General features: G+C 67.5%; 23 protein-coding genes. 7 read left to right on the top strand and 16 right to left on the bottom strand.

All coding sequences use genetic code 11. The features are described 5' to 3' along the window. The coding region (locus tag E1263_RS33070) for an NUDIX domain-containing protein (RefSeq protein ID WP_132174603.1) at window positions 1–204 on the bottom strand (204 nt) is incomplete at its 3' end. A gap of 154 nt (window positions 205–358) precedes the next feature. On the opposite strand from E1263_RS33070, the gene E1263_RS33065 reads away from it, so the two are divergent. Continuing rightward, window positions 359–2,029 (top strand): discoidin domain-containing protein, encoded by a 1,671-nt coding sequence (locus E1263_RS33065; protein ID WP_238161755.1) that lies wholly within the window; start codon window positions 359–361, stop codon window positions 2,027–2,029. Window positions 2,030–2,081: 52 nt separating this feature from the next. On the opposite strand, the gene E1263_RS33060 is transcribed toward E1263_RS33065, so the two are convergent. Then, on the bottom strand, window positions 2,082–2,870 hold the full coding sequence (locus tag E1263_RS33060) for a class I SAM-dependent methyltransferase (RefSeq protein ID WP_202869166.1): 789 nt from the start codon (window positions 2,868–2,870) through the stop codon (window positions 2,082–2,084). 110 nt (window positions 2,871–2,980) lie between these two features. Between E1263_RS33060 and E1263_RS33055 the strand changes: the two genes are divergently transcribed. Further along, window positions 2,981–3,565 (top strand): hypothetical protein, encoded by a 585-nt coding sequence (locus E1263_RS33055; protein WP_132174599.1) that lies wholly within the window; start codon window positions 2,981–2,983, stop codon window positions 3,563–3,565. On the opposite strand, the gene E1263_RS33050 is transcribed toward E1263_RS33055, so the two are convergent. Beyond that, window positions 3,558–5,012: an MDR family MFS transporter gene (locus E1263_RS33050; RefSeq protein ID WP_132174597.1), complete on the bottom strand. Its 1,455-nt coding sequence runs from the start codon at window positions 5,010–5,012 to the stop codon at window positions 3,558–3,560. The two genes, E1263_RS33055 and E1263_RS33050, sit on opposite strands and share 8 nt — an antisense overlap. Window positions 5,013–5,099: 87 nt before the next feature. Between E1263_RS33050 and E1263_RS33045 the strand changes: the two genes are divergently transcribed. Further along, on the top strand, window positions 5,100–7,178 hold the full coding sequence (locus E1263_RS33045) for an NACHT domain-containing protein (RefSeq protein ID WP_238161744.1): 2,079 nt from the start codon (window positions 5,100–5,102) through the stop codon (window positions 7,176–7,178). Here E1263_RS33045 and E1263_RS33040 read toward each other — a convergent pair. Continuing rightward, entirely contained in the window at window positions 7,147–7,698 is a 552-nt protein-coding gene (locus tag E1263_RS33040; RefSeq protein ID WP_132174595.1) for a hypothetical protein, read from the bottom strand. The genes E1263_RS33045 and E1263_RS33040 overlap by 32 nt on opposite strands. Then, entirely contained in the window at window positions 7,691–8,059 is a 369-nt protein-coding gene (locus E1263_RS33035) for a winged helix-turn-helix transcriptional regulator (RefSeq protein ID WP_202869165.1), read from the bottom strand. Before E1263_RS33035 ends, E1263_RS33040 begins: the two co-directional genes overlap by 8 nt. A gap of 85 nt (window positions 8,060–8,144) precedes the next feature. Here E1263_RS33035 and E1263_RS33030 point away from each other — a divergent pair, with 85 nt between their 5' ends. After that, window positions 8,145–8,438 carry a DUF1330 domain-containing protein gene (locus tag E1263_RS33030; RefSeq protein ID WP_132174593.1) on the top strand — a complete coding sequence of 98 codons (294 nt, stop codon included), beginning with the start codon at window positions 8,145–8,147 and terminating at the stop codon, window positions 8,436–8,438. Here the strand turns inward: E1263_RS33030 and E1263_RS33025 are convergent. Continuing rightward, window positions 8,435–9,514, bottom strand: a complete 1,080-nt coding sequence (locus tag E1263_RS33025) for a sensor histidine kinase (RefSeq protein WP_202869164.1) — start codon at window positions 9,512–9,514, stop codon at window positions 8,435–8,437. The genes E1263_RS33030 and E1263_RS33025 overlap by 4 nt on opposite strands. Beyond that, the gene (locus tag E1263_RS33020; protein ID WP_132174591.1) at window positions 9,508–10,167 is read right to left on the bottom strand and encodes a response regulator transcription factor; all 660 of its coding nucleotides are present in this window, start codon (window positions 10,165–10,167) and stop codon (window positions 9,508–9,510) included. The genes E1263_RS33025 and E1263_RS33020 overlap by 7 nt, the downstream gene beginning before the upstream one ends. 87 nt (window positions 10,168–10,254) lie before the next feature. Between E1263_RS33020 and E1263_RS33015 the strand changes: the two genes are divergently transcribed. Next, entirely contained in the window at window positions 10,255–11,424 is a 1,170-nt protein-coding gene (locus E1263_RS33015) for a serine hydrolase domain-containing protein (RefSeq protein WP_202869163.1), read from the top strand. Between the two features lie 234 nt (window positions 11,425–11,658). Here the strand turns inward: E1263_RS33015 and E1263_RS33005 are convergent, their stop codons facing one another. From E1263_RS33005 to E1263_RS32970, 8 genes are all read right to left on the bottom strand, one after another. Then, complete coding sequence (locus E1263_RS33005; RefSeq protein WP_132174589.1) at window positions 11,659–12,267, bottom strand: TetR family transcriptional regulator; 609 nt, start codon at window positions 12,265–12,267, stop codon at window positions 11,659–11,661. Then, window positions 12,260–13,825, bottom strand: a complete 1,566-nt coding sequence (locus E1263_RS33000) for an AMP-binding protein (RefSeq protein ID WP_132174587.1) — start codon at window positions 13,823–13,825, stop codon at window positions 12,260–12,262. The genes E1263_RS33005 and E1263_RS33000 overlap by 8 nt, the downstream gene beginning before the upstream one ends. Before the next feature lie 70 nt (window positions 13,826–13,895). Continuing rightward, window positions 13,896–15,053 (bottom strand): acyl-CoA dehydrogenase family protein, encoded by a 1,158-nt coding sequence (locus E1263_RS32995; protein ID WP_132174585.1) that lies wholly within the window; start codon window positions 15,051–15,053, stop codon window positions 13,896–13,898. After that, the gene (locus E1263_RS32990; protein ID WP_165956828.1) at window positions 15,050–16,933 is read right to left on the bottom strand and encodes an acetyl/propionyl/methylcrotonyl-CoA carboxylase subunit alpha; all 1,884 of its coding nucleotides are present in this window, start codon (window positions 16,931–16,933) and stop codon (window positions 15,050–15,052) included. The genes E1263_RS32995 and E1263_RS32990 overlap by 4 nt, the downstream gene beginning before the upstream one ends. A 26-nt stretch (window positions 16,934–16,959) precedes the next feature. After that, the gene (locus E1263_RS32985; RefSeq protein WP_132174581.1) at window positions 16,960–18,513 is read right to left on the bottom strand and encodes an acyl-CoA carboxylase subunit beta; all 1,554 of its coding nucleotides are present in this window, start codon (window positions 18,511–18,513) and stop codon (window positions 16,960–16,962) included. Continuing rightward, entirely contained in the window at window positions 18,510–19,685 is a 1,176-nt protein-coding gene (locus E1263_RS32980) for an acyl-CoA dehydrogenase family protein (protein ID WP_132174579.1), read from the bottom strand. The genes E1263_RS32985 and E1263_RS32980 overlap by 4 nt, the downstream gene beginning before the upstream one ends. Further along, a complete protein-coding gene (locus E1263_RS32975) occupies window positions 19,640–21,352 on the bottom strand; it encodes an acyclic terpene utilization AtuA family protein (RefSeq protein WP_132174577.1) in 1,713 nt (570 codons plus the stop codon). The genes E1263_RS32980 and E1263_RS32975 overlap by 46 nt, the downstream gene beginning before the upstream one ends. Next, on the bottom strand, window positions 21,349–22,137 hold the full coding sequence (locus tag E1263_RS32970; protein WP_132174575.1) for a TIGR03084 family metal-binding protein: 789 nt from the start codon (window positions 22,135–22,137) through the stop codon (window positions 21,349–21,351). The genes E1263_RS32975 and E1263_RS32970 overlap by 4 nt, the downstream gene beginning before the upstream one ends. 156 nt (window positions 22,138–22,293) lie before the next feature. On the opposite strand from E1263_RS32970, the gene E1263_RS32965 reads away from it, so the two are divergent. Together E1263_RS32965 and E1263_RS32960 are read left to right on the top strand one after the other, a co-directional pair. After that, entirely contained in the window at window positions 22,294–23,034 is a 741-nt protein-coding gene (locus E1263_RS32965) for a GntR family transcriptional regulator (RefSeq protein ID WP_165956827.1), read from the top strand. Between the two features lie 42 nt (window positions 23,035–23,076). After that, complete coding sequence (locus tag E1263_RS32960) at window positions 23,077–23,880, top strand: alpha/beta fold hydrolase (protein WP_238161743.1); 804 nt, start codon at window positions 23,077–23,079, stop codon at window positions 23,878–23,880. A gap of 376 nt (window positions 23,881–24,256) precedes the next feature. Here the strand turns inward: E1263_RS32960 and E1263_RS32955 are convergent. Continuing rightward, window positions 24,257–24,822 (bottom strand): transposase (locus E1263_RS32955; RefSeq protein ID WP_165956826.1); only part of this gene is annotated, 566 nt, incomplete at its 5' end.

The following is a 24,822-nucleotide window of genomic DNA, read 5'->3' as shown; positions in this document are numbered from 1 at the left end:
CCCCAGCACCTCGCGAACCACCCACCCCGTCTCCTCCTCAACCTCCCGCCGCAACGCCTCCTCAGGCGCCTCCCCCGGATCGACATGCCCACCCACCACATCCCAAAGCCCCGGCAACAACCGCCGGTCGGGCGACCGCCGGTGCACGTAAACCCGCCCAGCGGCGTCTCGGATCAACGCACCCACACAATCCACAGCTCGCATGCCGTCAGCGTAGATCCGGGCCAAGTAGATCCGCGCTGAGCTGTTGCCTGGAGGAACGTGGCTCGCTACAGTCCAAAATCTGTTAGGAAGGTTTCCTAATAGTTCACTGTGGTTCCCCGAGCCCCGTCCCCCGTTTGGCCGGAAGGAGCGTGACGTGTACCTGTTCCGACGCACCACTTTGTCCGCCGCTGCTGTTGTCGCGGTGTTGTTCTCGTCCGTGGCAGTCACTCCAGCGAGCGCCGCGGATTCCCTGTTGTCACAGGGAAAACCGGTGACGACCTCCAGCACTGAGGGCAGTGCGTTCGGCGGCGCCAAGGCCGTCGACGGATCCGGGACCACCAGGTGGGCCAGCGCCGAGGGCGTGGATCCGCAGTGGCTGCGGATCGACCTCGGTACGGCGGCCACGGTGCGCCGGATCAAGCTGGATTGGGAAGCGGCCTACGCCACGAAGTACCGGCTGGAGATCTCCGACGACGGCGTCAGCTACACCACGGTCGTCGCGGTCGACAACGGTGACGGCAACACCGACGACCTGACCGGATTCACCGCGCGCGGGCGGTATCTCAAATTCGTCGGCCTCACGCGCGGTACGCCGTACGGCTATTCGTTCTGGGAGTTGCAGGCCTTCGGCTCGACCGACTCCAGTGGTGACACCCAAGCGCCCACCGTGCCGGCCGGACTCGCGGCCGGCACGGTGACCGCCACGACCGCCGCGTTGACCTGGTCGGCTTCGACGGACAACGTCGGGGTCACCGGGTACGACGTACTTCGCAACGGCAGCCCGGTCGGTACGGCGACAACCACGTCGTACCAGGACGGCGGGCTCGCGCCGAATACGTCGTACAGCTACTCGGTTCGTGCTCGTGACGCGGCCGGAAACACCTCCGCGGCCGGCGCCGCAGTGACCGTCAAGACGAAGGCCAACCAGACCACCTGGCCCGGCGACGCTGCGGTAACTGTTGCCGACGGCACCAATGTTTTCGGGACGAACCTCAGCGGCCTGTCGTTCGAGAACCCGGACGTGTTGTGGGCGGCGCGCAACGGACCCGGCTCGCTGTATCGCCTGACCCGCAGCGGTTCCCTCTGGAAGCCGGACTCGGTTGGCGCGCGATCGCTGAACTACAAGAACGGCAGCGGCGACCCCGATGCCGAGGGTGTGGTCTCCACGCCGGACGGGCTCTTCGTCTCGACCGAGCGTGACGGTGACAACAGCGGGAGCAGCCTCTTGAAGGTGCTCCGCTACGACCCGAAGTCCACCGCCAAGACCCTCAACGCAACCGCCGAATGGAATCTCACCTCGGACCTGCCGTCGGTAGGCAACAACGACGGCCTCGAAGCGATCTCCTGGGTGCCGGATTCGTTCCTCGCCGCACAGGGCTTCAAGGACGAGCGGACGAACGCCGCCTACAACCCGAGCAGCTACGCCAACCACGGCACCGGCCTGTACTTCGTCGGTCTCGAAGGCAACGGCATGGTCTACGCCTACGCGCTGAACCAGTCCGGTAGCACCTTCACCCGGGTCGCCGCCTTCGCCGGTGGGTTCTCGTCGATCATGGATCTCGAGTTCGAGCCGGCGACGGGTCTGCTGTGGTCGACCTGTGACGACACCTGCAACGGCCGCAGTGCGACGCTGTCGATCACCGGCGGCAAGTTCATTGTCGTCGGCACCTACGACCGGCCCGCGCAGATGCCCAACCTCAACAACGAAGGATTCGCGATCGCTCCGCAGTCCACCTGTACGGCGGGCCGCAAGCAGGTCGTCTGGTCCGACGACGGCAACACCAGCAGCCACGCGCTCCGCGCCGGCACCCTGCCCTGCGCCTGACCCCTGCACCACCAACTGAAGGCGCCCTCCGCGAGGAGGGCGCCTTCGCCTGTCATCGGGCAGCCCACACTGTCCGATCGGTGCGGACGACCAGGTCGGTGCGGTGCGGGAGGGACTCGAGCAGGTGGCCGAGGGCCTTGCGGTCTTCCGCAGACAGTTCCTCGGCGACGGCGTGACCGAGCTTGCTGAGGATGAGCTGGGCATAGCGGCCGGTCAGCTCAGCCGGCGGTGCGTCGTTGTTGATCGCGAGGGTGCGTTCGGCCTCGACGGTGTAGTCACCGGCGATCAGCTTCGCGCCCCAGTCGGCGCCGCGGTGCGGCAGGTGCGCGTTGATGCGCCGGTCCGCGATGGCGTGCAGCCGGGCCTCAAGTCCGGGCCGGTCCGCAGGTGCGTCGTCCGGTAGGAAGCGCGGCGGTCCGGCGAGCTCGACGACGGCGAGCAGGCCGTCGGTCGCCAACAGCCCGCGGATCTGGCGCAGTGCGCGGTCGGGGTCGGCCAGGTGGTGCAGCGACGCGGAAGCCCAGACCAGGTCGGCGGTGCCAAGGCCCGGCCAGTCGGCGTCGAGGTCGGCCTGCACTGTCTCCACCCGTGAGTCCGTCCCGGCCTTCTCGCGCAGCCGCCGCAGATGCTCAGGCGACGAATCGACGGCGACAACCTGAGCATCGGGGAACCGGTCCAGCAAGGCGAAGGTGCCCGCGCCGGTTCCCGCCCCCAGATCGATGATCCGCCGCGGCGTCGACCGCACCGGCAGCCATTCGGTGATCGACGCCAGCTGCTCCGCGAGGAGTTCGGCATCAAGATCGAGTACGTCGCCGTGTCCGTGCTGCGTGTGAGTCGCCATGAGCACGACGCTAGACCCGAAATGCGCTAGAAGCACGGGCTCTTGCGCCAATAGCATGAAGATGGCCGCCACTCGTGCGTCGCGAGCCTCCGACCTGCGAGAGTGCCTCGGTGCAGACCAGACCCGGCCTCGTCGCCCTCGCCTCGACCGGCCGATGGGCGAAGTACGCGCCGATCCTCATCGTCGCGGTCCTGCTGACCTCAGGTCTGCTCGGCCGCCGCTACGTGCGCGACCTCGTCGCCCACCTCGGTACGGCGGTCTCCCACAACGAACTGGCCCTCCGGGCTCTCGGCTGGGCCTGGGTCGGCGTACCGCTGGTGGTCCTGACAGTCCTGCTGGTGCTCAGGCGCCGCATCGACCGCACAATCCGCGGAGTCGTGGCCACTGCCGCGCTGTGTCTCGCGGCCTCGTCGGCGATGCTGACCGGCGGTCGCCGAGCTCCGCGGGCCGAGGTCTTCTTCGGCGCCGTCTACCCCGACGCCCAACCGCTCTCCTACGGCTGGGCAGCCGCCGGGTTGACGATCTTCGCAATGCTGGCAGTCAGTGCCATCACCCTCATCGTCGCCGGCAAAATCGCCGGCCGCCCGATGCCAGCCGCCGTACAGCAGAAGGTGGGACATGCTCTGGGCGTTGCCCTGATCCTGCTCCTGGCGGCCGGCCTACTCCTCGCCCTGACCGGCCCACTGCCTAGTTAGCAGCGAGCGGCTTCTCAGGGATCCGATTCGGGATGAACGCAACCGCGACGATCAGCAGCACGGCGGCACCCGCGGCGACGTAGAACACGTCGTGGATCGCCGGCGCGAGCACATCGGCCGGCAGTTTCCCGATGTCCTGATGCGCACCACCGAGCCGCGCGGCGATCTCGCCGTTCGCGACGGCGCCGAAGGCTGCGACACCGACCGCGCTACCGACCGAGCGGGAGAACATATTCGCGCCCGTCACCACGCCGCGGTGCTGCCAGTCCACCGACGACTGCGCCGCAACGACAGCCGGTGCTGACGAGAACCCAAGCCCGACACCGATCACGAAGCACGCCGCCGCCAACTGCCACACGCCACTTGTCGCGCTGACCGTCAGCAGAATCCCAGACCCCAGTACGACGAACGCCGAGCCGAGCAGCATCGTCCATCGGAACCCGAGCCGCAGGTAGATCCGCCCGGACAGCGATGCCGAGATCGGCCACCCGATCGTCATCGCGGCCAGCGCGAACCCGGCGATCAGTGCCGATGTCCCGAGCACGCCCTGCGCGAAGACCGGCACGTACGTCGACAGGCCCATCATCAGCAACCCGATCAGGAACGCGGTCGCGTTGGCCGAGTTCAGCACCCGGCGACTGAGCACCCACGGCGGCAGAATCGGCTCGGCCGCCCGGCGCTCGACCAGCGCGAATGCCACGATCAACGCCACGGCCACCGACAAGATCGCGATGCTGATCAGCGAATCCCACGCCCACATCACGCCGCCCTCGAGCAGCCCGAGCAGCAGCAGCGATCCACCCACAGCCAGCAGTACGGCGCCCGCGTAGTCGATCTGGTGTTTCGTCTTCTCGGCGACCTTCTCGGCAAAGCGCTTCCGCAGCACGATCGCGGCCGCGACCCCGAGTGGCACGTTCACGAAGAAGATCCAGCGCCACGAGATGTAGTCGGAGAAGACCCCACCGAGCGTCGGCCCGACGAACGACGAGATCCCCCACACGCTGGCCAGATAACCCTGGACCTTGGCCCGCTCGGCCACCGTGTAGATGTCGCCGATGATCGTCATCCCGATCGGCTGGATCGCGCCCGCGCCGAGCCCCTGGATCAGCCGGAACGCGATCAGCGCCGGCATGCTCCACGCGAATCCGCAGAGCACCGACCCGATCACGAACAGCGTGACCCCGAACAGGATCATCGGCTTACGACCGCGCAGATCGGCGAGTTTGCCGTAGATCGGTACCGACACCGCCTGGGCCAGCAGGTAGATCGAGAACAGCCACGGAAATTGGGTGAAGCCACCCAGGTCCTCGACCACGGAGGGGACGGCGGTCGCCAGGATGGTCGCGTCGAGCGCCACCAGCCCGGTACTCAGCATCACCGCGAGCAGGATCGGTCCGCGCTCCGACCGCAGCCCGACACTGTTTCGGTCGATCCGCTCAGTAGTCATGACAAAGCCCAACTTACGTGATCGTTGAACAATTCCGGCAGTAGCCATCCACCGACCGATACCGCACGGACCGATACGCTCCGGGGCGTGAGGATCCGGAACTCTGCGCTGCGCGCCGTCGTGCTCGCGCTGACTCTTTCGTCCAGCGGAGTCCTGCTGCCGATCGCGATCAACGTCGGCACCGGCGGTACGGCGCCCCCTTTCCTCGCTCCGTACGTCGACTGGGTCTGGCCGCTGATCATCGTCCTGTGGGCGGTCTTCGTGGCGACCGGCCTGGCCGAGATCCGGGCCCGCCAGCGGAACCCGGTGATCGCTGCCCGCTCGGGCGACACACCTCGGAACCGGGCGATCGTGCTGACCGAGGTGAACCGCTACCTCCGGCAGCGGGTCGACGGATCGCTGGCGGCCAGGACCCGCGTTGCACTGGCGCTGGATCAGCGCCCGGAGTTGGTCGGCCGCCCGTTCGACATCGTCGTCCGGCGGACGGACGGCGAGCACCGGCTGCCGGACGACGCCCCGATCGGCACCGTCTTCGATGAGCTTGAGCTCTCCATGCTGATCCTCGGCGCGCCGGGTGCGGGCAAGACGACGCTGCTGCTCGAGCTGGCCCGTACGCTCGCCGACCAGGCGCACACGCAGGACAACGAGCCGATGCCGGTGCTGGTGAACCTCTCGAGCTGGACGGCATCGTTGGCTCCGGGGCCCAACGACCACGCGCGCGACAGCCCGCTGCTGGCCGGCTTCGTCCGCTGGCTGCTGGAGCAGATCGACAATCGCTACGGCCTGCACCCGTTGGCCGGTCGGCGGTGGCTGGTCGAGGGCAAGTTCATCCTGCTGCTGGACGGTCTGGACGAGATCGACCCCTCGCATCGCGACAAGCTGACCGGCGTTCTCGACGAGCTGCGGATGTCCTACCGGATCGCCGGCCTTGCAGTGACGTGCCGAACTCACGACTACACAAACCTCAAGCGTCCGCTGCTGATCCAGGGTGCCGTTGACATCAAGCCGCTCTCCCGCCAGCAGGTCCTCGACTACTTCGCCGCCGTCGGCCCCGAGCTGGACGGCGCCCGCGCAGCGATCGAGCAGGACGACGAGCTGTGGGACCTGGTCACGTCCCCGCTGATGCTCAACGTCCTACTACTGGCCTACCAGGACGTCACCCCCGAGGCTGTCGCCGACCTCTCCGATGTACGCCGGGAGCTCTTCGACACGTTCCTCGTCGAGGTCCTCGCCCGGCGCCGCAAGACAAGTCGCCAGTACGACGCCCTGACGGCGGTCCGTGCCTTGCGCACACTCGCGATTCGGACTCGCAGCCGTCGCGGCGCACAGTCCGTCGTACCGCGATGGCCGAGTCCTGACGGCCGAGAGGCCGACCGTGACGTCGTCTATCTTCTCCACACGATCTGCTTGCCGGCACTGCTCGCAGGAGTCGCAGCGGGCTCAACACTCGTCGCAGTCGCGCAGTACGGCGTACTGGCTGGTCTCACCACCGCAGTGTGCGCACTGCTACTCGCCTACCGCTGGAAGCCTTCCGGCAGCGCACTATGGCAGAGCCGCCACAAGCGGCGCCAACTCGCCGTCGCAGCGACCAGCTTCGTCATCGGTACGGCGCTCACCGGCGTACTGCTCATTGCAGCGACCGGGCTGACCGGGGACCTCACGTTCGTGAGCGGTGTGGTCACGGGACTGCTCTTGGCCTGGGCTGTGCGGTCGTTGTCCTTCATGCCGAACTACTGGCAGCTCGTCTCCCACAGCAGTGCCCGCTGGCGGATCGGTCCCGGACTGCTCGCCGGATCGGCCGTCGGCATCGGACTGGCCCTGCTGCTAGGCGCCGATCACACAGCCGCCGGACTCGCGTTCCTCCCTGGCGTTGCCGCCGGCATGGTCGCAGTGGGCGCGCTCCCGCGCATGTTCCAAGACGCAGGCCCGCTCTACCGCGTACTGCTCGACACCATGCTCTGCTGGAGCGGTGAGCTGCCATGGCGTCGCCGAGCGTTCCTCATGTACGCCGCCGACCGCTTCGTACTCGCCCGCACCGCACCCGGCGAGTACTCGTTCATCCATCTGCTCGTCCGTGACCACCTGGCCGAGAGTGAGCCCGACGAACTGGCCGCCAAGGTGGAGCGCCGTACGGCTAGCCGGCGGCCGGGGCGAACAGGTAGTTGAAGTCACGGTCCTCGCCGACCAGTCCGTCCACAGACGTGAACCCGGCAAGCTCTTCGGCCGCAAGCTCAACGGAGGCCGGCTTTTCCGGCAGGTGGACGTAGACCCCCTCGAAGTCCAGCCAGGCCTCGACTGTGATCACCGAGAGCCCCAGGTCGTCGATGTCCCCGCCGAGAGTGGCCCGGACGCGCAGCCGAGTCTCCTGCTGCTCAAGCACCGTCAGCCGCACAGAGTCGTACCGGTGGTGCTCGAAGTAGTAGAAGCTGCCCTCCACCGGCTCAGCGAAGACATCGCATGCCAGCTCAAGACCGGCCATGGCAGTCCACGCCGCCTCCGGCAGCACAGCCCAGTCGACAGTCAGCCCGGGCGTCGCACTGCTGAACTCGCGCTCCAACGGCTCGAAGTCGAAGGAGAACTCCCAGGTGAGCGTCGTACTGACGCCTGCCTTGGGGTTGGCGAACAGCAGCCCCTTCCAGGTGCCACCGATCGGGACAAGTTCCGACAGAGCCAGGTCTTCAGCCACCACCGGATTGTGTCAGAGGCTCCTTGAGGGCGTCCGCTTCCTGCGCCTGCGCCCAGGTGTTCGCCCATTCGTGGAACGAGCGGAGGGCGGGACTGAGTGCTGCGCCCAGAGGAGTGAGCTCGTAGCCGTCGGCTGAGGGGGCGATGATCCCGCTTGCCATGAGTTCGCGGAGCCGCTGGTAGAGGACGCTGGATGACATGCCTTCGCACCGTGCCAGCAGCGCGCGGGCGCCGAGCGGACCCGCCCGCAGCTCCCAGAGAACGCGCAGCGCCCACCGGCGACCGAAGAGGTCCATCGCGGCCATGATCGGACGGCCGGTCGTCGATCCACGAACCGGTGTTCCCGGATGCGGTGTCGGCATTACCCTCCTTGTGTTTCGTTATTCGAAACACTAACATCCGGGTGTGTTTCGAATTTCGAAACAATCTCCCGACATCGGAGGTTTCATGCCCAAGGGCTATTGGGTCAGCGTCTACCGCACCATTTCAGACCCCGAGAAGTTGGCTGCCTACAACGAGTTGGCCCGTTCGGCCGTCGAGGCCTTCGGCGGGCGGACCTTCGTCCGTGGCGGTCGGGTTGTGGCGTACGACGCCGGAATCGCCGAGCGCACCATCCTGGTCGAGTTCGACAGCTTCGAGCAGGCCGTCGCGGCGCGCGAGAGTGCGGCCTACCAGGAGGCGCTGGCGGCGCTGGCTGACGGCGTCGAGCGCGACTTCCGCATCGTCGAAGGCACCGACTAACAGCCGGCGATCGGCAGCCGGACGGTGATCTCCAGCCCACCGGCGGCGCGCGGGGAGAGCGTGAGTTCGCCGCGGTGAACCGCGACGATCGCCCGCACGATCGACAGGCCGAGACCGCTACCGTCCTCGGTCCGGGTCCGGACGAACGGTTCGAGCAGGCGGTCGGCTTCGTCCGGCGAGATCGTCCGCCCGCTGTTGGCGATCCGGAGGAACGCTTGTCCCGCGGCTGTTCCGGTCGCCACCGCGATGTCTCCGCCGGGGCGGTTGTGGCGGACGGCGTTGTCGACCAGGTTCGCGATCATGCGTTCGAGCAGGACGGGATCACCGAGCACCGGCGCCGGTTCCAGATCTGTCTGTACGGCGACAGGTGCCGCGCAGCCGGACACGATCGTTGCGAGGTCCAGTGCATGCATGTCTCCCGGACCGGCCTGGCTGTGGGCGAGGGCGAGGAGACCGTCCAGCGTGCGCTGGCTCCGGGTGATCGCCGTCCGGATGTCCTCGGCCATGGTGACGAGCTCGGCCCGCGTGGGGTCGCCGTCGAGAGTGACGTCGACGGCTGTGCGCATGGTGGTCAGCGGGGTGCGCAGTTCGTGTGCCGCGCTGGCCGTGAACAGCCGCTGGCTGTCGAGTACCTGGTCGCGCTCGGCCACGCCTCGCTGGATCCGGTCCAGCATCACGTTCACGGTGTCGGCCAGCGCGGTCACCTCGTCCGTGGGCGTGGTCACTGGCACTCGTTCGGATAGGTTCTCTGCCGACGACCGCTGCGCCGTCGCGGAGATCTCACGGATCGGTCGCAGCAGCCGCCCGGACACCAGCCAGCCGAGTATGGCGGCCAGTGCCGTCACCACGACCAGAGCGATCGAGGCGCGCGTCAACAGGTCCGCCAACGTCGCCGCGCGGATCTGCCGACCGATGTCCTCGACCGGCGGGAGTGGACCGCCGTCGGCTGAGTGAATGACCTGCACCACCCGACGATTGCCCCGCATCAGCAGGTAGGTCAGGGCCGATAGCGCAACGCCTGAGCCCAGCACCAAAGCCGTCGACAGCAACGTGAGCCGGGCTCGCGCCGTCAGCATCGGGCGACTCGGTAGCCCGCGCCGGTGACGGTCTCGAGCAGTGCCGGCTCACCGAGCTTGCGGCGCAGGGTGCCGACGGTGATCCGGACCGCGTTCGTGAACGGGTCGGCGTGTTCGTCCCAGACCTTCTCCAGCAGGGTCTCCGCGCTGACGACGTCGCCGGCCGCAGCCAGCAAGTGCTGCAGTACGCCGAACTCCTTGGGCGTCAGGTGCAGCAGCCGACCATCACGCTCGGCCGTCCGCCGGGCCGGATCGAGCATCACACCGGCTGTCCGCAGTACCGGCGGCCGGGCCGGCGTGGTCCGGCGGGCCAGCGCATGCACGCGTGCCACGAGCTCGGAGAACGCGAACGGCTTGCCCAGGTAGTCGTCGGCGCCCAGCGTCAACCCGTCCACGCGATCCGCCACGTCGCCAGACGCCGTCAGCATCAGCACCCGGCTGCCGCCGCCCTGCGCGAGCCTGCGGCACACCGCATCGCCGTGCACGACCGGCAGATCACGGTCCAGTACGACGACGTCGTACGGCGTGACTTCGCACTTGTCCAGCGCGGACTGGCCGTCGTAGGCCAGATCGACCGCGAACCCGTGCTTGCGCAAACCGGCCGCGATGTAGCCGGCCAGCGGCTCCTCGTCCTCCACCAGCAGTACCCGCATCGACCCAGTATCGCCACGAGGACCTATGGATCGGCGATGGTCCGGCGATCGGCCGGCCAGCTACGGCCGTCGGTAGAAAGATCCACCATGACAGCTACTCGACGATCGATGCTCACCCTGCTCGGCGGTACGACGGCCGCGCTCGCCACCGGATTACCGTCGTACGGCGGTCGGCCGCGCGCCGACGACCTCGAGCCCGGCGGTGCCTTCGACAGGTTCGTCGCCGCGCAGGCGGCCTCGGATGCGTTCTCGGGCACCGTGGTGCTGACCCACCACGGCCGGCCGGTCCTGGCTCGGTCCTACGGCCTGGCCGACAAGCGACGCTCGGTACCGAACGGTCCGAACACCCGCTTCGCGCTCGCCTCGGTCACCAAACTCTTCACCGCTGTCGCTGTCGCGCGCCTGGCCCAGCAGGGCAAGGTGTCCTACAACGCCACAGTCGGCGAGTTTCTGAGCGGCTTCCCGGCGGCGATCGCGGGCAAGGTCCGCGTTCATCAGCTGCTCACCCACAGCTCGGGGATCGGCGACTTCTTCCAGTCGCCCGGCTTCTGGGAGAAGGCGGCGACCTGGACCAGCCGCGAGGCGGTCATGGACGGCATCACCGACCTCGTCCGGCAGTCGCCGCCTGGCTTCGAACCGGGCACGAGCTGGAGCTACAGCAACTCCGGCTATCACCTGCTCGGCGAGATCATCGCGCAGGCCTCCGGGCAGTCCTACTACGACTTCGTCCGCGATCAGGTCTTCGGCCAGGCCCGCCTGACCGGCACGGGCTTCTTCACCAAACCGCAGCGGCTCGCGGATGCCCGCATCGCGCGCCCGTACGTGCTCCAGCCCTCGGGAGAACGGATCGACGTCGCCCAGGACCTGATGTTCATCGGAACCCCGTCCGGCGATGCCTTCTCCACCTGCGCCGACCTCGACCGCTTCCTCACTGCCCTGTTCAAGGCCAAGCTCCTCGAGCCGGCCTTCACCCAACTCACCGTGAGCGGCAAACTCCCCCTGCCGCCACCTCCGCCAGCCCCCGGTGGGCCGCCGCCCGGCGCGAAACCGCCCATCACCTTCCAGGCCTACGGACCGCTGGTCAGCCTGGTCGACGGCTACTCGGCCATCGGGCACGGCGGCGGCTCCCCGAGCGCCTCGACCTCGGTCGAGCACTACCCCGACCTGGGCTGGACCGCGGTCATCCTCTCCAACTACGGCGACGCGATCCGCCCGGTCGTCTCGCTCGCCCGCCGTCTCATCCTTGCCTCGGCGTGACAGGTTCTTTGAGGGCATAGCCGATCAGGGCGCAGGCCAGGGGCAGCTGCACCACACCACTGCGGGAGTCACCTGAGGCGGACCTGAGCCACTCACCAAGCCGGTCCTGAGCTGTCCCGACAGCACGCGCTGAGCGTGAACGAGGCGGGCCGCGCAGAGTTGGTGAGTGGTGGCGGTCCGCCCCGGCTGGGCGTCGACCAGTGCGCTCATCGACACCTTCCGACGCTCCTTCGGTCACACCCCCGACGAGAGCAGAGCCTGATCGAGGATGCGGCTCCATTGCCGCACAATGCCGCGACGGCGCGCGCTGTCATCCGACAGCAGGTCAGCTAGGCCTAGCCCGCGCGCCATATCCAGCACGCCCTGCACCGTCTCCCGTACGCCGGGAGTCCGCTCCGAAACGTCCAGTACGTCGAGCAGTGCCCGGTGCGCGCGCCGTCCGACCCGCTCCTCCAGTCGCACGATCTGCGACCGCAGTGCCTCCTCGGTCGACGCTGCGACCCACAGATGCAGCGCAGCGCGGAACAGCGGACCGGTGTAGACGTCCACCAGCAGGCTCACGATCGCCTCGGTCCGCCCCGGCCCAGTGGGCAGCGTCGCGGCCCTGATCTCCGCCAGCCGCACCTCAGTCATGTACTCGACGGCAGCCGCAAACAGATCCGCCCGCGTCGGGAAGTGATGCTGAGCAGCGCCCCGCGACACCCCAGCCCGAGCCGCGACCACAGCCACCGTGGTCGCGGCGTACCCGACGTCGGCCAGCGACTCGACAGCAGCTTCCAGCAGCCGCTGCCGCGTCGCCCGGCTCCGATCCTGCTGCGGCTCCCGCAGCGAGACATCACTCACGGGCAGCCTCGCGCGCTCTGAGCTCACGCCGCAGGATCTTCCCCGAGGCCGCCTTCGGCACTGCCTCGATGAACTCCACCTGCCGCACCTTCTTGTACGGCGCCACTCTCGCCGCGACGTACTCCATGACGTCGGCCTCGGTCAGCCCGGAACCCGGCATCGGCACCACGAACGCCTTCGGCACCTCGTTGCCCTCGTCCAGAACCCCGATCACCGCCGCATCCGCGATCCGCTCGTCGGAGAGCAACACAGCCTCCAGCTCAGCCGGCGGCACCTGATAGCCGTGGTACTTGATCAGCTCCTTGACCCGATCGACGATGTACAGATAACCGCGCTCGTCCACGCGCGCCAGATCGCCGGTGTGCAACCAGCCCTCCCGATCGATCGTCGCATCGGTCTCGGCCAGCCGCCCGAGATATCCCTTCATCACCTGCGGTCCGCGGATCCAGAGCTCGCCGATCTCGCCTTCGCCCACATCGTTGCCATCGGCACCGACTAGCCGCTGCTCGGTGGACGGGAACAGCTTGCCAACAGCGCCAGGCGGCGGCTCCGGGTCATCCTGCGGTACGGCGTGCGTCCCCGGCGACAGCTCGGTCATTCCGTAGCACTGCATCACGCCGTGCAGTCCGAGCCGTTTCGCACACGCCTCGGCCAACTCCGCATCCAGTGGCGCGGCCGCAGACGTCAGGTACTTCAGCGCCGACAGATCCACTCCATCAACCGCCGGGTGTTTCGCCAGCGCCAGCACGATCGGTGGCGCGACAAATGCTCGCGTGATCTTCTGCTCGTCGAGCGTGGTCAAGAACTGCTGCAGCTCGAACTTCGGCAGTACGACGACCGTCGCCCCGAACCGGAACGGCAGGTTCATCAGCACGGACTGCCCGTAGATATGGAAGAACGGCAGGATCGCGATGATCCGCTCGCCCTCCTCCATCTGGAACGTCGCCTCGGCCTGCACCAGGTTCGTCGCGATATTGCGGTGCGTCAGCATCACGCCCTTGGCTGCACCCGTCGTACCGCTGGAGTAGGGCAGAACTGCAACATCCACAGCCGGGTCGATCGCCACGGAAGGCTCAGGCGCGGTCGACGCGAGTAGGTCTTGCACCGACCGATACCCCTCGGCCTGGTCGCAGACGAAGATCTCCCCGACGTCGGTGCCCTCGATCGCGGCCGTCGCGACCGGCAGGAACAACGAGATCGTCACCAGGAGCTTGGCCTTCGAATCGACCAGCTGCTTGTGCAGCTCATCGGTCGTGTAGAGCGCGTTGACCGTGGTCACCGTCGCGCCCGCCCGGGTCGCGCCGTAGAAGACGACCGGATACAGAATCGTGTTCGGGCTGTAGAGCGCGATCACATCCCCGTGCTGGATCCCGAGCTCGGCCAGCCCGGCCGCCACCCGCCGTGTCATCCCGTCGAGCTGGGCGTAGCTGATCTCGCGCCCGCTGACAGCATCGACGAGCGCCGCGCGGTCGCCGTACTCCTGCGCACGCCCGAGCACAGCTTCGTGCAGCGGAACGTCAAGGACCTCAACCGGCGGGAACTGGCTGGTGATGATCATCAAGCCTGGCCTCTCTGAGCGGGATTCAGTGCGAGGAAGGGTCTCTTACTGGCGGGTATTTGCCCAGACCTCAGTAAGACTTCGGTAGCCCCAGACTGTGCTGGGCGACGAAGTTGAGGATCATCTCCCGGCTCACCGGCGCGACCCGGATCGCGCGCGCCGCGATCGAGAGCGACGCGACGCCGTACTCCTTGGTCAGCCCGTTCCCACCCAGCGACTGCACCGCCTGATCAGTGGCCCGTACGGCGACCTCCGCGGCGGCGTACTTGGCCATGTTCGCGGCCTCACCCGCGCCCAGGTCGTCACCGGCGTCGTACAGCGCGGCCGCCTTCTGCATCATCAGCCGGGCGAGCTCGAGCTCGATCTTCACCTGGGCCAGCGGGTGCGCGATGCCCTGGTGCGCGCCGATCGGCGTCTTCCAGACCTGCCGCCCCTTGACGTAGGCGACCGCCTTGTCGAGCGCCTGCCGCGCGATCCCGAGCGCGAACGCCGACGCCATGATGCGCTCCGGGTTCAGCCCGGCGAACAGCTGCATCAACGCCGCGTCCTCGGCCCCGACCAGCGCCTCGCGCGGCAGTTGGACGTCGTCCAGGAAGAGCGTGAACTGCTTGTCCGGGCTGATCAGATCCATCTCGATCGGCTGGAACTCGATCCCTGGGGCATCGGTCGGCACGATGAACAGCGCGGGCTTGAGCCGGCCGGTCTTGGTGTCCTCGGTCCGCCCGACCACCAGCACGGCCTGTGCCACGTCAAGCCCGGAGATGTAGACCTTGCGCCCCGACAGCGACCAGCCCTCCTCGGTACGGCGGGCAGTCGTGGTGATGTTGTGCGAATTCGACCCGGCATCCGGCTCGGTGATCGCGAACGCGAGCGTGGTCGACCCATCGGCCAGCCCAGGAAGCCATTGCTGCTTCTGCTCGGCGGTCCCGAACCGCGTGATCACCGTGCCGACGATCGACGACGACACGACCATCATCAGCAGCGGACAACCGGCCGCGCCGAGCTCCTCCAGCACGATCGACAGATCACCCATCCCGCCGCCACCGCCGCCGTATTCCTCGGGCAGGTTCACGCCGAGGTAGCCGAGCTTCCCGGCCTCGGTCCACAGCTCGCTGGTGTCCCCGCCGCTGCGCGCCTGCCGGTCGAACCACTCGTAGCCGTATTTCTTCCCCAGCTCACTAACGGCCTTCCGCAGTGCCTGGCGCTCTTCGGACTCTACGAAGCTCATGCTTCCCCCTCAACGACAGCCAGTACGGCGCCGACCTCGACCTGTTGACCTGCTTCGACATTGAGCTCACCAACGACACCGTCAGCCGGTGCAGCGATCGTGTGCTCCATTTTCATTGCCTCCAGCCACAACAACGGCTGTCCCTGCTTCACAACCTCACCAACCTGCACCGCAACCCGAATCACCGTTCCCGGCATCGGCGCTACCAACGACCCCGCCGCCACCTGCTGCGACGGGTCCATGAACCGCGGCACCGGAACCAAACTCACCGGCCCGACACAAACTAAACCGTCGTACGCCGCCACGTCGAACGACCGCCGTACGCCGTCGACCTCCAGTACGACGCGGTCCGGCGTACTGTCGATCAGTGTGATGTTGCCCTCGACAACCAAGCCGTCGCGGGTGTGTCGATACTCAACGTCGTAAGTCGTTTCGCCGACGCGATAGCTCTTTCGCTGCGGTTGCGAAGCCAGGTTCCGCCATCCGCTAGGCACTCGCACAGGCGAGACCCGCCCAGCTGCATCAGCCAAAGCTGCCGCCAACGCGGCCAACTCCGGGGAGCCGGCTGTTTCCCCGATCCCGTGTGTGGCAAAGAATGCGGTATCGGTGTCGCCGGCGAGGAAGGCCGGATGCCGCAGGATCCACGCGAGCAGGTCCCGGTTGGTCCCGACCCCATGAATGGTCGCCCGCTCCAACACGCCCGCCAACCGCCGAGCTACCGCAGTACGGTCAGGCCCGAAGGCAATCACCTTCGCGAGCATCGAGTCGTAGTACGGAGAGACAATCGAGCCGTCTTCCACGCCCGAGTCCACCCGCACACTCGGGTCCACCTGGAACTTGTGCAGCACCCCGGTCTGGGGCTGCCAGTCGTGCTGCGGATCCTCGGCGTACAGGCGCACCTCGATCGCGTGCCCGACCGTGGGCGGCGGTTCTTCCGCCAGCCGCAAACCGTCCGCGATCGAGATCTGCAGTTCGACCAGGTCCAGCCCCGTGGTCTCCTCGGTGACCGGGTGCTCGACCTGGAGCCGCGTGTTCATCTCCAGGAAGTAGAAGTTCCCGTCCTCGTCGGCCAGGAACTCAACCGTCCCCGCGCCGACATAACTGATCGCCGCCGCAGCCTTGCGCGCCGCGTCGAACAACAGCGGCCGCATCGACGGAATCCGCTCCACCAACGGCGACGGCGCTTCCTCCACCACCTTCTGGTGCCGCCGCTGGATCGAGCATTCCCGCTCACCAACAGCCCAGATCGTCCCGTGCTGATCGGCCATGATCTGCACCTCGATATGCCGCCCAGCCGGCAGATACCGCTCGCAGAAGACGGTTCCGTCGCCGAACGCCGACAACGCCTCCGCCGACGCCGCGTCGATCTCCGCCGCCAGATCCTCCAGCCGCGTGACCACCCGCATGCCGCGGCCACCACCACCGGCCGAGGCCTTCACCAGCACCGGCAGATCAGCCGCGGAGACCTCGGCCGGCGTCAGTTCGGCGAGCACCGGAACCCCGGCCGCCGCCATCAGCTTCTTCGACTCGATCTTCGACCCCATCGACGAGATCGCATCCACCGGCGGCCCGATCCAGGTCAGCCCTGCCTCGATCACCGCCGCCGCAAACCCGGCGTTCTCCGACAAGAATCCGTACCCCGGATGCACCGCGTCAGCGCCCGCTCGCAGCGCCGCCTCAATCACCAGCTCGCCGCGCAGATACGTCTCGCCCGGCGCGTTCCCCGGCAAGTGCACCGCCGCGTCAGCCTCCTCCACGTACGGCGAAGCCGCATCCGCCGTCGAGTAGACAGCAACTGTGGACAACCCGAGCGATCGAGCGGTTCGGAACACCCGGCGAGCGATCTCCCCGCGGTTGGCAACCAGCACGGACGTGATCACGCGCGACTCCTTCACAGACATCGGGATCACAGCCGGAAGACACCGAAGGAGGAGGTTCCCTCCACCGGTGCTGAGTGGATTGCGGACAGACAGATGCCGAGCACGGTTCGCGTATCGCGGGGGTCGATGACACCGTCGTCGTACAGGCGTCCCGACAGGAACATCGGCAGCGATTCCGCCTCGATCTGACCCTCGACGTACGCGCGCATCTTCGCGTCGTCGTCCTCGTTGTACGGCAGGCCCTTCGCCTCGGTCGCGGCGCGCGCCACGATCGACAGCACTCCGGCCAGTTGCTGTGGGCCCATCACCGCCGACTTCGCCGACGGCCACGCGAACAGGAACCGCGGGTCGAAGGCGCGACCACACATCCCGTAATGGCCGGCGCCGTACGAAGCGCCCATCAGGATCGACACATGCGGCACCTTGGAGTTGGCGACCGCGTTGATCATCTGCGCACCGTGCTTGATGATCCCGCCCTGCTCGTACTCCTGCCCGACCATGTAGCCGGTCGTGTTGTGCAAGAAGATCAGCGGCGTATTCGACCGGTTCGCGAGCTGGATGAACTGCGCCGCCTTCTGCGACTCCTCGCTGAACAGGACTCCGCGCGCGTTCGCAAGGATCCCCACCGGATACCCGTGCACCGTCGCCCACCCGGTCGCCAGCGACGACCCGTACAGCGGCTTGAACTCATCGAACACCGACCCGTCGACAACCCGCGCAACAACCTCCCGCGGGTCGAACGGAATCTTCAGGTCCCCCGGGACGATGTCGAGCAGCTCATCGGCGTCGTACAAGGGCTCCCGGTACGACGATGCTGCCGCCGGACCTTGCTTCTTCCAGTTCAGCCGGGACACGATCTGTCGCCCGAGCCGGATCGCATCCTGCTCGTCGACCGCGAAGTAGTCCGCCAGCCCCGACTTCCGGGCGTGCATCGACGCTCCACCGAGGGATTCGTCGTCCGCGTCCTCGCCGGTCGCCATCTTCACCAGCGGCGGCCCGGCCAGGAACACCTTCGCGCCACCGTCGACCATCACCACGTAGTCGCTCATGCCCGGGATGTACGCGCCGCCCGCGGTCGAGTTGCCGAAGACCAGCGCGATCGTCGGAATCCCCTCGGCCGACAGCCGGGTCAGATTCCGGAACATCGCGCCGCCCGGGATGAAGATCTCCTTCTGCGTCGGCAGATCTGCGCCGCCCGACTCGACCAGGCTGATCACCGGCAACCGGTTCGCGCGCGCGATCTCGTCGGAACGCAACGCCTTCCGCAACGTCCACGGGTTGCTCGCGCCGCCCTTGACGGTCGGATCGTTCGCCGTGATCAGGCACTCAACGCCTTCCACCACCCCGATCCCCGTCACCAGACTCGCGCCGACCGTGAAGTCCGAGCCCCAGCCGGCCAACGGCGACAGCTCCAAGAACGCCGTGTCCGGGTCGATCAGCAACTCGATCCGCTCCCGCGCCAGCAACTTCCCGCGCTTGTGGTGCCGCGCGACGTACTTCTCCCCACCGCCGGCCAACGCCTTGGAGTGCTCGGCGTCGAGCGCGGTGAGTTTCTCCAGCATCGCTTCACGATTACTCATGCAGTGAATCCCAGTCGTTTGGCGGCGAGGCCGGTCATGATCTCGGTGGTGCCGCCACCGATGGCGAGCACCTTCTGGTCGCGGTACTGGCGTTCCACCTCGGCCTCCCGCATGTAGCCGAATCCGCCATGCAGCTGGAGCGCCTGGTCGCAGACCCATTGCCCAGCCTCGACAGCAGTGTTCTTCGCGAAGCACACCTCGGCGAACACCTCTTCGCCACGCTCGGCCCGTTCGGCGATCGACTGCACGTAGACCCGCGCAACGTCGATCCGCCGTGTCATCTCGGTCAGCGTGTGCTGCACGACCTGCCGTGAAATCAACGGTCGGCCGAATGTCTCGCGGTTCCGGCACCACTCGACCGTGAGGTCGAGTGCTCGCTGCGCTCCGGCATACGCCTGTACGGCGAGAGTCAGCCGCTCGGCGACGAAGTTCACCGCAAGCTGGACGAACCCCGAGCCGGGCGCACCGACCAAGTTGCCCACCGGGACCCGGACATCGGTGAAGGACAGCTCAGCCGTGTCGGAACACAACCACCCAAGCTTCTCGAGCTTCCGCGACACCTCGAATCCCGGCGTCCCCTTCTCGATCACCAGCAGGCTGATCCCGTGCGCACCAGGACCATCGGTACGCACGGCAGTCGTGACAAAGTCCGCCCGCGCGCCCGACGTGATGTAGGTCTTGGCGCCGTTCACGACGAAGAAGTCGCCGTCGCGGCGAGCCGTCGTACGGAGTGATGCGACGTCCGAACCGCCATCGGGTTCGGTGATCGCCAGCGAGCCGATCAGCTCACCGTCCAGTGTCGGCCGAACCCAGCGATCGATCTGCTCTTGATTGCCTGCGGCAACGATATGCGGTACGGCGATCCCGCAGGTCAGCAGCGACGCGATCAACCCGCCCGAGCCACCGGCGTAATGCATCTCCTCGACCACCGCGAGCATGTCGCGGAGCGAGCCACCGCCTCCGCCGACCTCTTCGGGGAACGCCACCCCGAGCAGACCCAGCGCACCGGCCTTCTTGTGCAGCTCCCGCGGCAGCTCGCCGTCCCGCTCCCACTGATCCAAGTGCGGCAAAACCTCAGCCACCATGAATTTCCGGACGCTCGCCCGCAGTGCTAATTGTTCGGCATTCACAGCAACATCTCCGGAATGTCGACATATCGAGATCGCAGCCATTCGCCGACCGCCTTGGCCTGCGGATCGAACCGCGCCTGCGCCGCCACACCCTCGCCGAGCAACCCCTCGACGACGAAGTTCAGCGCCCACAGATTCGGCAGCAGATGCCTCGTGACCTTGAGTTCAGTTGTCTCCGGCAACAATTCCTGGAACAGCTCGACGGTGAGCGTGTGCGCCAACCACCGCCACGCCTTCTCGTCGCGCACCCACACGCCGACGTTCGCGTCGCCGCCCTTGTCGCCGGACCGCGCGCCCACGATCCGCCCGAGTGGAACCTCACGCGTCCGCGGCCGTCCCGCCGATGCCAGTGACGGCAACGGGATCGGCAGCCCGGCATCCTCCGCCGAGGTCAGCGCCTGCGTCTCGACCGCGGGCTCGATCGTCGACCGCGTCCCATCGGGCAGGACGACGACCTGCGTGACCTCGTGAATGTCGACGTACCCGGCCTTGAAGACGCCGTACGGCGAACCGTCCCCCGGCGGCGCGACCGCGTGGAACCCGGGGTAGCTCGACAGCGCCAACTCGACCGCCGCACTGGAGAACGCGCGGCCGACCACCTTCGGATCCGGATCCTTCACCGCACACCGCAGGAAGACGCTGGCCTCCTCCTCGGAGTCCGCGTTCGGCTTCTCTGTCCAGGCAACCGTCCACTTCACCTCGGCCGGCCGCTTCGCCAGCCCACGCTCGAGTTGCGCCTTGACCAGCTCGGCCTTCTCCTCCAGCTGCAGCCCGGTCAGCACGAAGCTCACCTCGTTGCGGAACCCGCCCACGCTGTTCAAAGACACCTTGTACGTCGGCGGCGGAGCCTCACCCCGAACCCCACTGATCCGGATCCGGTCGGGGCCGTCGTCGCTCAGTTCGATCGTGTCGAGTCGCGTGGTCACGTCCGGACCGGCGTACCGGGCACCGGTGATTTCGTAGAGGAGTTGCGCCTTGATCGTGTCGATCGTGACCGCGCCACCGGTCTTGTCGTGCTTGGTGATCACGCTGCTGCCGTCCGCGTGGATCTCCGCGATCGGAAACCCGGGCCGGCCGAGATCGTGGATCTCGCTGAAGAACGAGTAGTTCCCGCCGGTCGCCTGACAACCGCACTCGATCACGTGCCCGGCGGCGACAGCACCCGCCAACTCGTCGTACTGGTTCCGCTTCCAGCCGTGATGCGCGGCCGCCGGTCCGACGATCACCGAAGCGTCGGTGACCCGACCAGTGACGACGACATCCGCCCCGGCCTGCAGGGCCTCGGCGATTCCCCAGGCGCCTAGGTAGGCGTTGGCGGTCAATGGCGTGCCGAGCTCGAGCTCGGCGGCACGGGCGAGCAGGTCGTCACCTTCGACGTACGCGATCTTGGGATGTAGTCCGAGTTTGTCGGCCAGTTCCTGGATCGCCTGCGCGAGGCCGGCCGGGTTCAAGCCGCCCGCGTTGCTGACGATCTTGACGCCGCGGTCTAGTGCCTCCCCGAGGCTGCCTTCGAGCTGCTTCAAGAACGTCCGCGCGTACCCGAGTGACGGATCCTTCAATCGGTCGCGGCCGAGGATCAGCATGGTGAGCTCAGCCAGGTAGTCGCCGGTCAACACATCGAGCGGCCCACCCGTCAGCATCTCCTGCACAGCGCTGAACCGATCGCCGTAGAAGCCCGACGCGTTCCCAATGCGAATCGGCTCGGTCATGCGAACTGGCCCGCCTGACGGCCCTTGCCGGGCATCCCCGCGAACGCCTGCACGATCCCCAGCCACTCATCCGCGTCCGCGCCCACTGCGACCAACTCCAGGTCATCTCGGTGGCGGCGCTGCGTTGCCAACAGGCAGAAGTCCAACGCCGGTCCGCTCACCCGCTGCGCCGCATCTTCTGGACCCCAGGTCCACACATCGCCATCCGGCCCGGTCAGCTCAACGCGGATCTCCACATCCGGCGCTTGCTTCCCGTGTAGCAAGTAGGCGAACCCACGGGTGCGGACGGCCAGGTGTGCGACATGCCGCAAGCGGGAGCTCGGCGGGCGCCGTACGCCGAGAGTGTCAGCGACGTCCTGCCCGTGCGCCCACGTCTCCATCAGCCGTGCGGTCGCCATCGAGGTCGCGCTCATCGGCGGCCCGAACCACGGAATCTTCTCCCCGGCCGGCACCGCCTTCAGCGCCTCCCGCAGGTCCTCACGCGTCTCCCGCCAATAGACCAACAGCTGATCCGGCGGCAACGCGGCACTCTCAGCCGCCGCATCATCGACGTACCCGGTCGGATTGGCCGCTCCACGCTGCAGCAACTCCGCGAACCCCTCCGGCTCCGCGGCCGCCAGTCGCGCCGCCTCATCCGTCCACGCGAGATGCGCGATCTGATGAGCGATCGTCCACCCCTCCGCAGGCGTCGCCTGCGACCACTCTCCAGCCGCCAACCCACCCACCAGCTGATCGAGCTCCGCACTCTCGGCCCGCAGGTCCGCCAGTACCTCGTCTACATCCACACGCACTCCCACCGGACGGCGATCGTGCCACCGAGACTGACACGGTCCGCAAAAAGAATCAAGCGTGCTTGTTTTGACTCGGTGGTCTACTCGGCACTCCTTCGACGGCGGTGGAAAAGCTTTCGGTGCGGGATGCTGGGTTGTTTCCTAGGAACCATGCATGGTTCGCTGCCGGGAAAGGCCGCCGAGATCCGGGCGTTGTTGCTGAGTTTGATCGACACGCTGCCGGAGGGCGCTGCGCTGCCGCCCGAACGGGAGCTGTCCGTGCGCTGGAACGTGGCACGGATGACGCTGCGCCGGGCCGTCGACGAGCTGGTGATCGAAGAACTGCTCGTACGGCGACATGGCAGCGGCACGTACACGACGCGGCCGAAGGTGGCGCGCTGGCTCGGGATGATCGGCTTCTCGGAGGACATCCGCCGTCGCGGGATGCGCCCCGGGAACACGATGCTCGAGTTCCGCCACCAGAAGGCTGAGCGCGCGGCCGCCCGCCGGCTGCGGATCCCGGTCGGCGATCCGATCATCGCGTTCACCCGGCTCCGGTTGGCCGATGACCTCCCGATGGTGGTCGAACGCACCACGCTGCCGGCGGCGTACGTGCCAGGTCTGGAGGCCGAAGACCTCGACGGGTCGATGTACGACCTTCTGACCAACCGCTACGGAATCGACGTCGCCAGCGGTACATCGCGCCTCGAACCCGTCATGCCCGATGCGAAAACCGCCGCCTGGCTGGACATCCCGGTCACGCAGCCGTGCCTGGCGACCCACGGGATCAGCTTCGACAGCCGCGACCGCGTCTTCGAGTACACCTCGGCCCTCTATCGAGGCGACCGCTACGCCTTCACCACCGAACTCCGGATGACCCAAACCCCGCGGGCCCGTGCCACCAGCTTCTGAATGTCGAGGGAGTTCGATCGTCTCCGACCTAGGGTCATGGACATGGAGCTCTCCGACGGCCGCACCCTGCACGTCTACGACACTGGCACCCCTGGTCACCCTGTCATCTGGAACCACGGCACTCCCAACATCGGCGCACCGCCCGAACCCCTCTTCGCCGCCGCTGAGCGGCTCGGCCTGCGCTGGGTGTCGTTCGACAGACCCGGGTACGGCGGCTCCACCGTGTCGCGCGGCCGAACTGTTGCCTCGGTCGCCCGCGACACCGAAGCCGTGGCTGACGCCCTGTCCCTCGACCGCTTCGCCGTAGCCGGCTACTCCGGCGGCGGCACTTTCGCTCTTGGAACCGCAGCGCTCCTCGGCGATCGGGTCACCGCCGCGATGACGTTGGCCGCGATCGCGCCGTACGGGGTTGAAGGGCTCGACTGGTACGAAGGCATGGTCCCCTCCGGTATCGCCGCGCTCGCGAGCGCCGCTGCTGGTGCTCGGGAAACCCTCCACAACTCTGGTTTCGAGTACGACGCGGGGTTCACCGCAGCGGATGAGGAGATGTTCGGTGGGCCGTGGGGGTGGCTCGGCGAGGTCGCTGGGCCTGGACTCGATGCTGGGCCCTATGGGCAGATCGACGACGATGTGTCGTACACCCGGCCGTGGGGTTGTGATCCTCGGACGATCACCGCGCCGACGCTGTTGCTCCATGGCACTTGCGATCGCATCATTCCGCCGTCGCACGCTTCTTGGCTGGCGGCTCATTGCCCTGCCGCTACCCTCCAACTCCACGAGGGGGCGAGCCACTTCACGATCGTTGAATACGCCGAGGCTGGGTTGTCGTGGTTGGCCCGCCGGTGACTGCGCACTCGGATGCGGCCGGTCCGGTACGGCTTGTGGCTGGTCGCCGCTGCGGCCGATTTACAGTGAGAGGGCGGTGCGGCCCGGCGCGTGGCTGAGGGGGATGGCGAGGCCGGCGATCGCGCTCGCGCCGTCTGAGGTACTCGCTATGGTTGCGGCCTGTAGCGAGGAAGCCTGGAAAGTGACCCTCCGCGGTGGTGAAAGACGCCAGCAAGGAAGCGTGGGGTCCCGCCGCGCCCAACTGCCCCTTGCTGCCTCACTACACGTGACTTTTTCGGCGCATAGAGGCTGTAGCGAAATGGCGTTTGCCGGTTGGGGCGTTGGATCTGGCGGGATGTTCGGTTTGCCGTGGCGGGCCGCGGCCCCGGCTGCGGGTTCAGGTGGCGGGGTGGAGGGTGTGTTTGTGGAGTTTGAGGAGGTTGACCACGGTGGCTGCGAGGTGGAGTTCGCTGGCGGCGGCTTTGATGCCGCGGCGGGAGAACCTGCGCAGGCCGGTCTGGTCTTTGAGGTGGGCGATGACGGTTTCGACGGTGGCTGATCGGCGTTTGTAGGTGGTGTGGCCTTCAGGGGTGCGGATCTGGTGCTGCATCTGTTGTGCGGGGGTGGCGTCGGGTGGTGGTGGTCCTTGGGTGGGCTGGTCGCGGGCGTCACGGTTGACGTCGCGGTGGTTGCCTGGGGCAATGAGCCGGGCGGGTCCTTTGAGGGTGAGGTTGTGCTCGGACCAGTAGCCGGCATCGGCCAGGATCGTGCCTAGTTCGCGGGGGTGACCGGGTTTGCTGTGCTGGTTGAGGTGCTCGACGGCGGTGACCGCGGCCTTCATCATGGGTTCGAAGCAGTGGTAGTCGTTGCCGTCCTGGGTCACCGCGGCGGCCAGGATGAGGTGGTCGTCGGTGACCGCGATCTGGGCGTTGAAGCCCTGCACGGTCCCGCCGTTACTGGTCG

The sequence above is a fragment of the Kribbella antibiotica genome, assembly GCF_004349055.1.
In the GTDB taxonomy this organism is placed as follows: Bacteria; Actinomycetota; Actinomycetes; order Propionibacteriales; family Kribbellaceae; genus Kribbella; species Kribbella antibiotica.
This window is presented reverse-complemented; position numbering and strand designations above follow the sequence as displayed.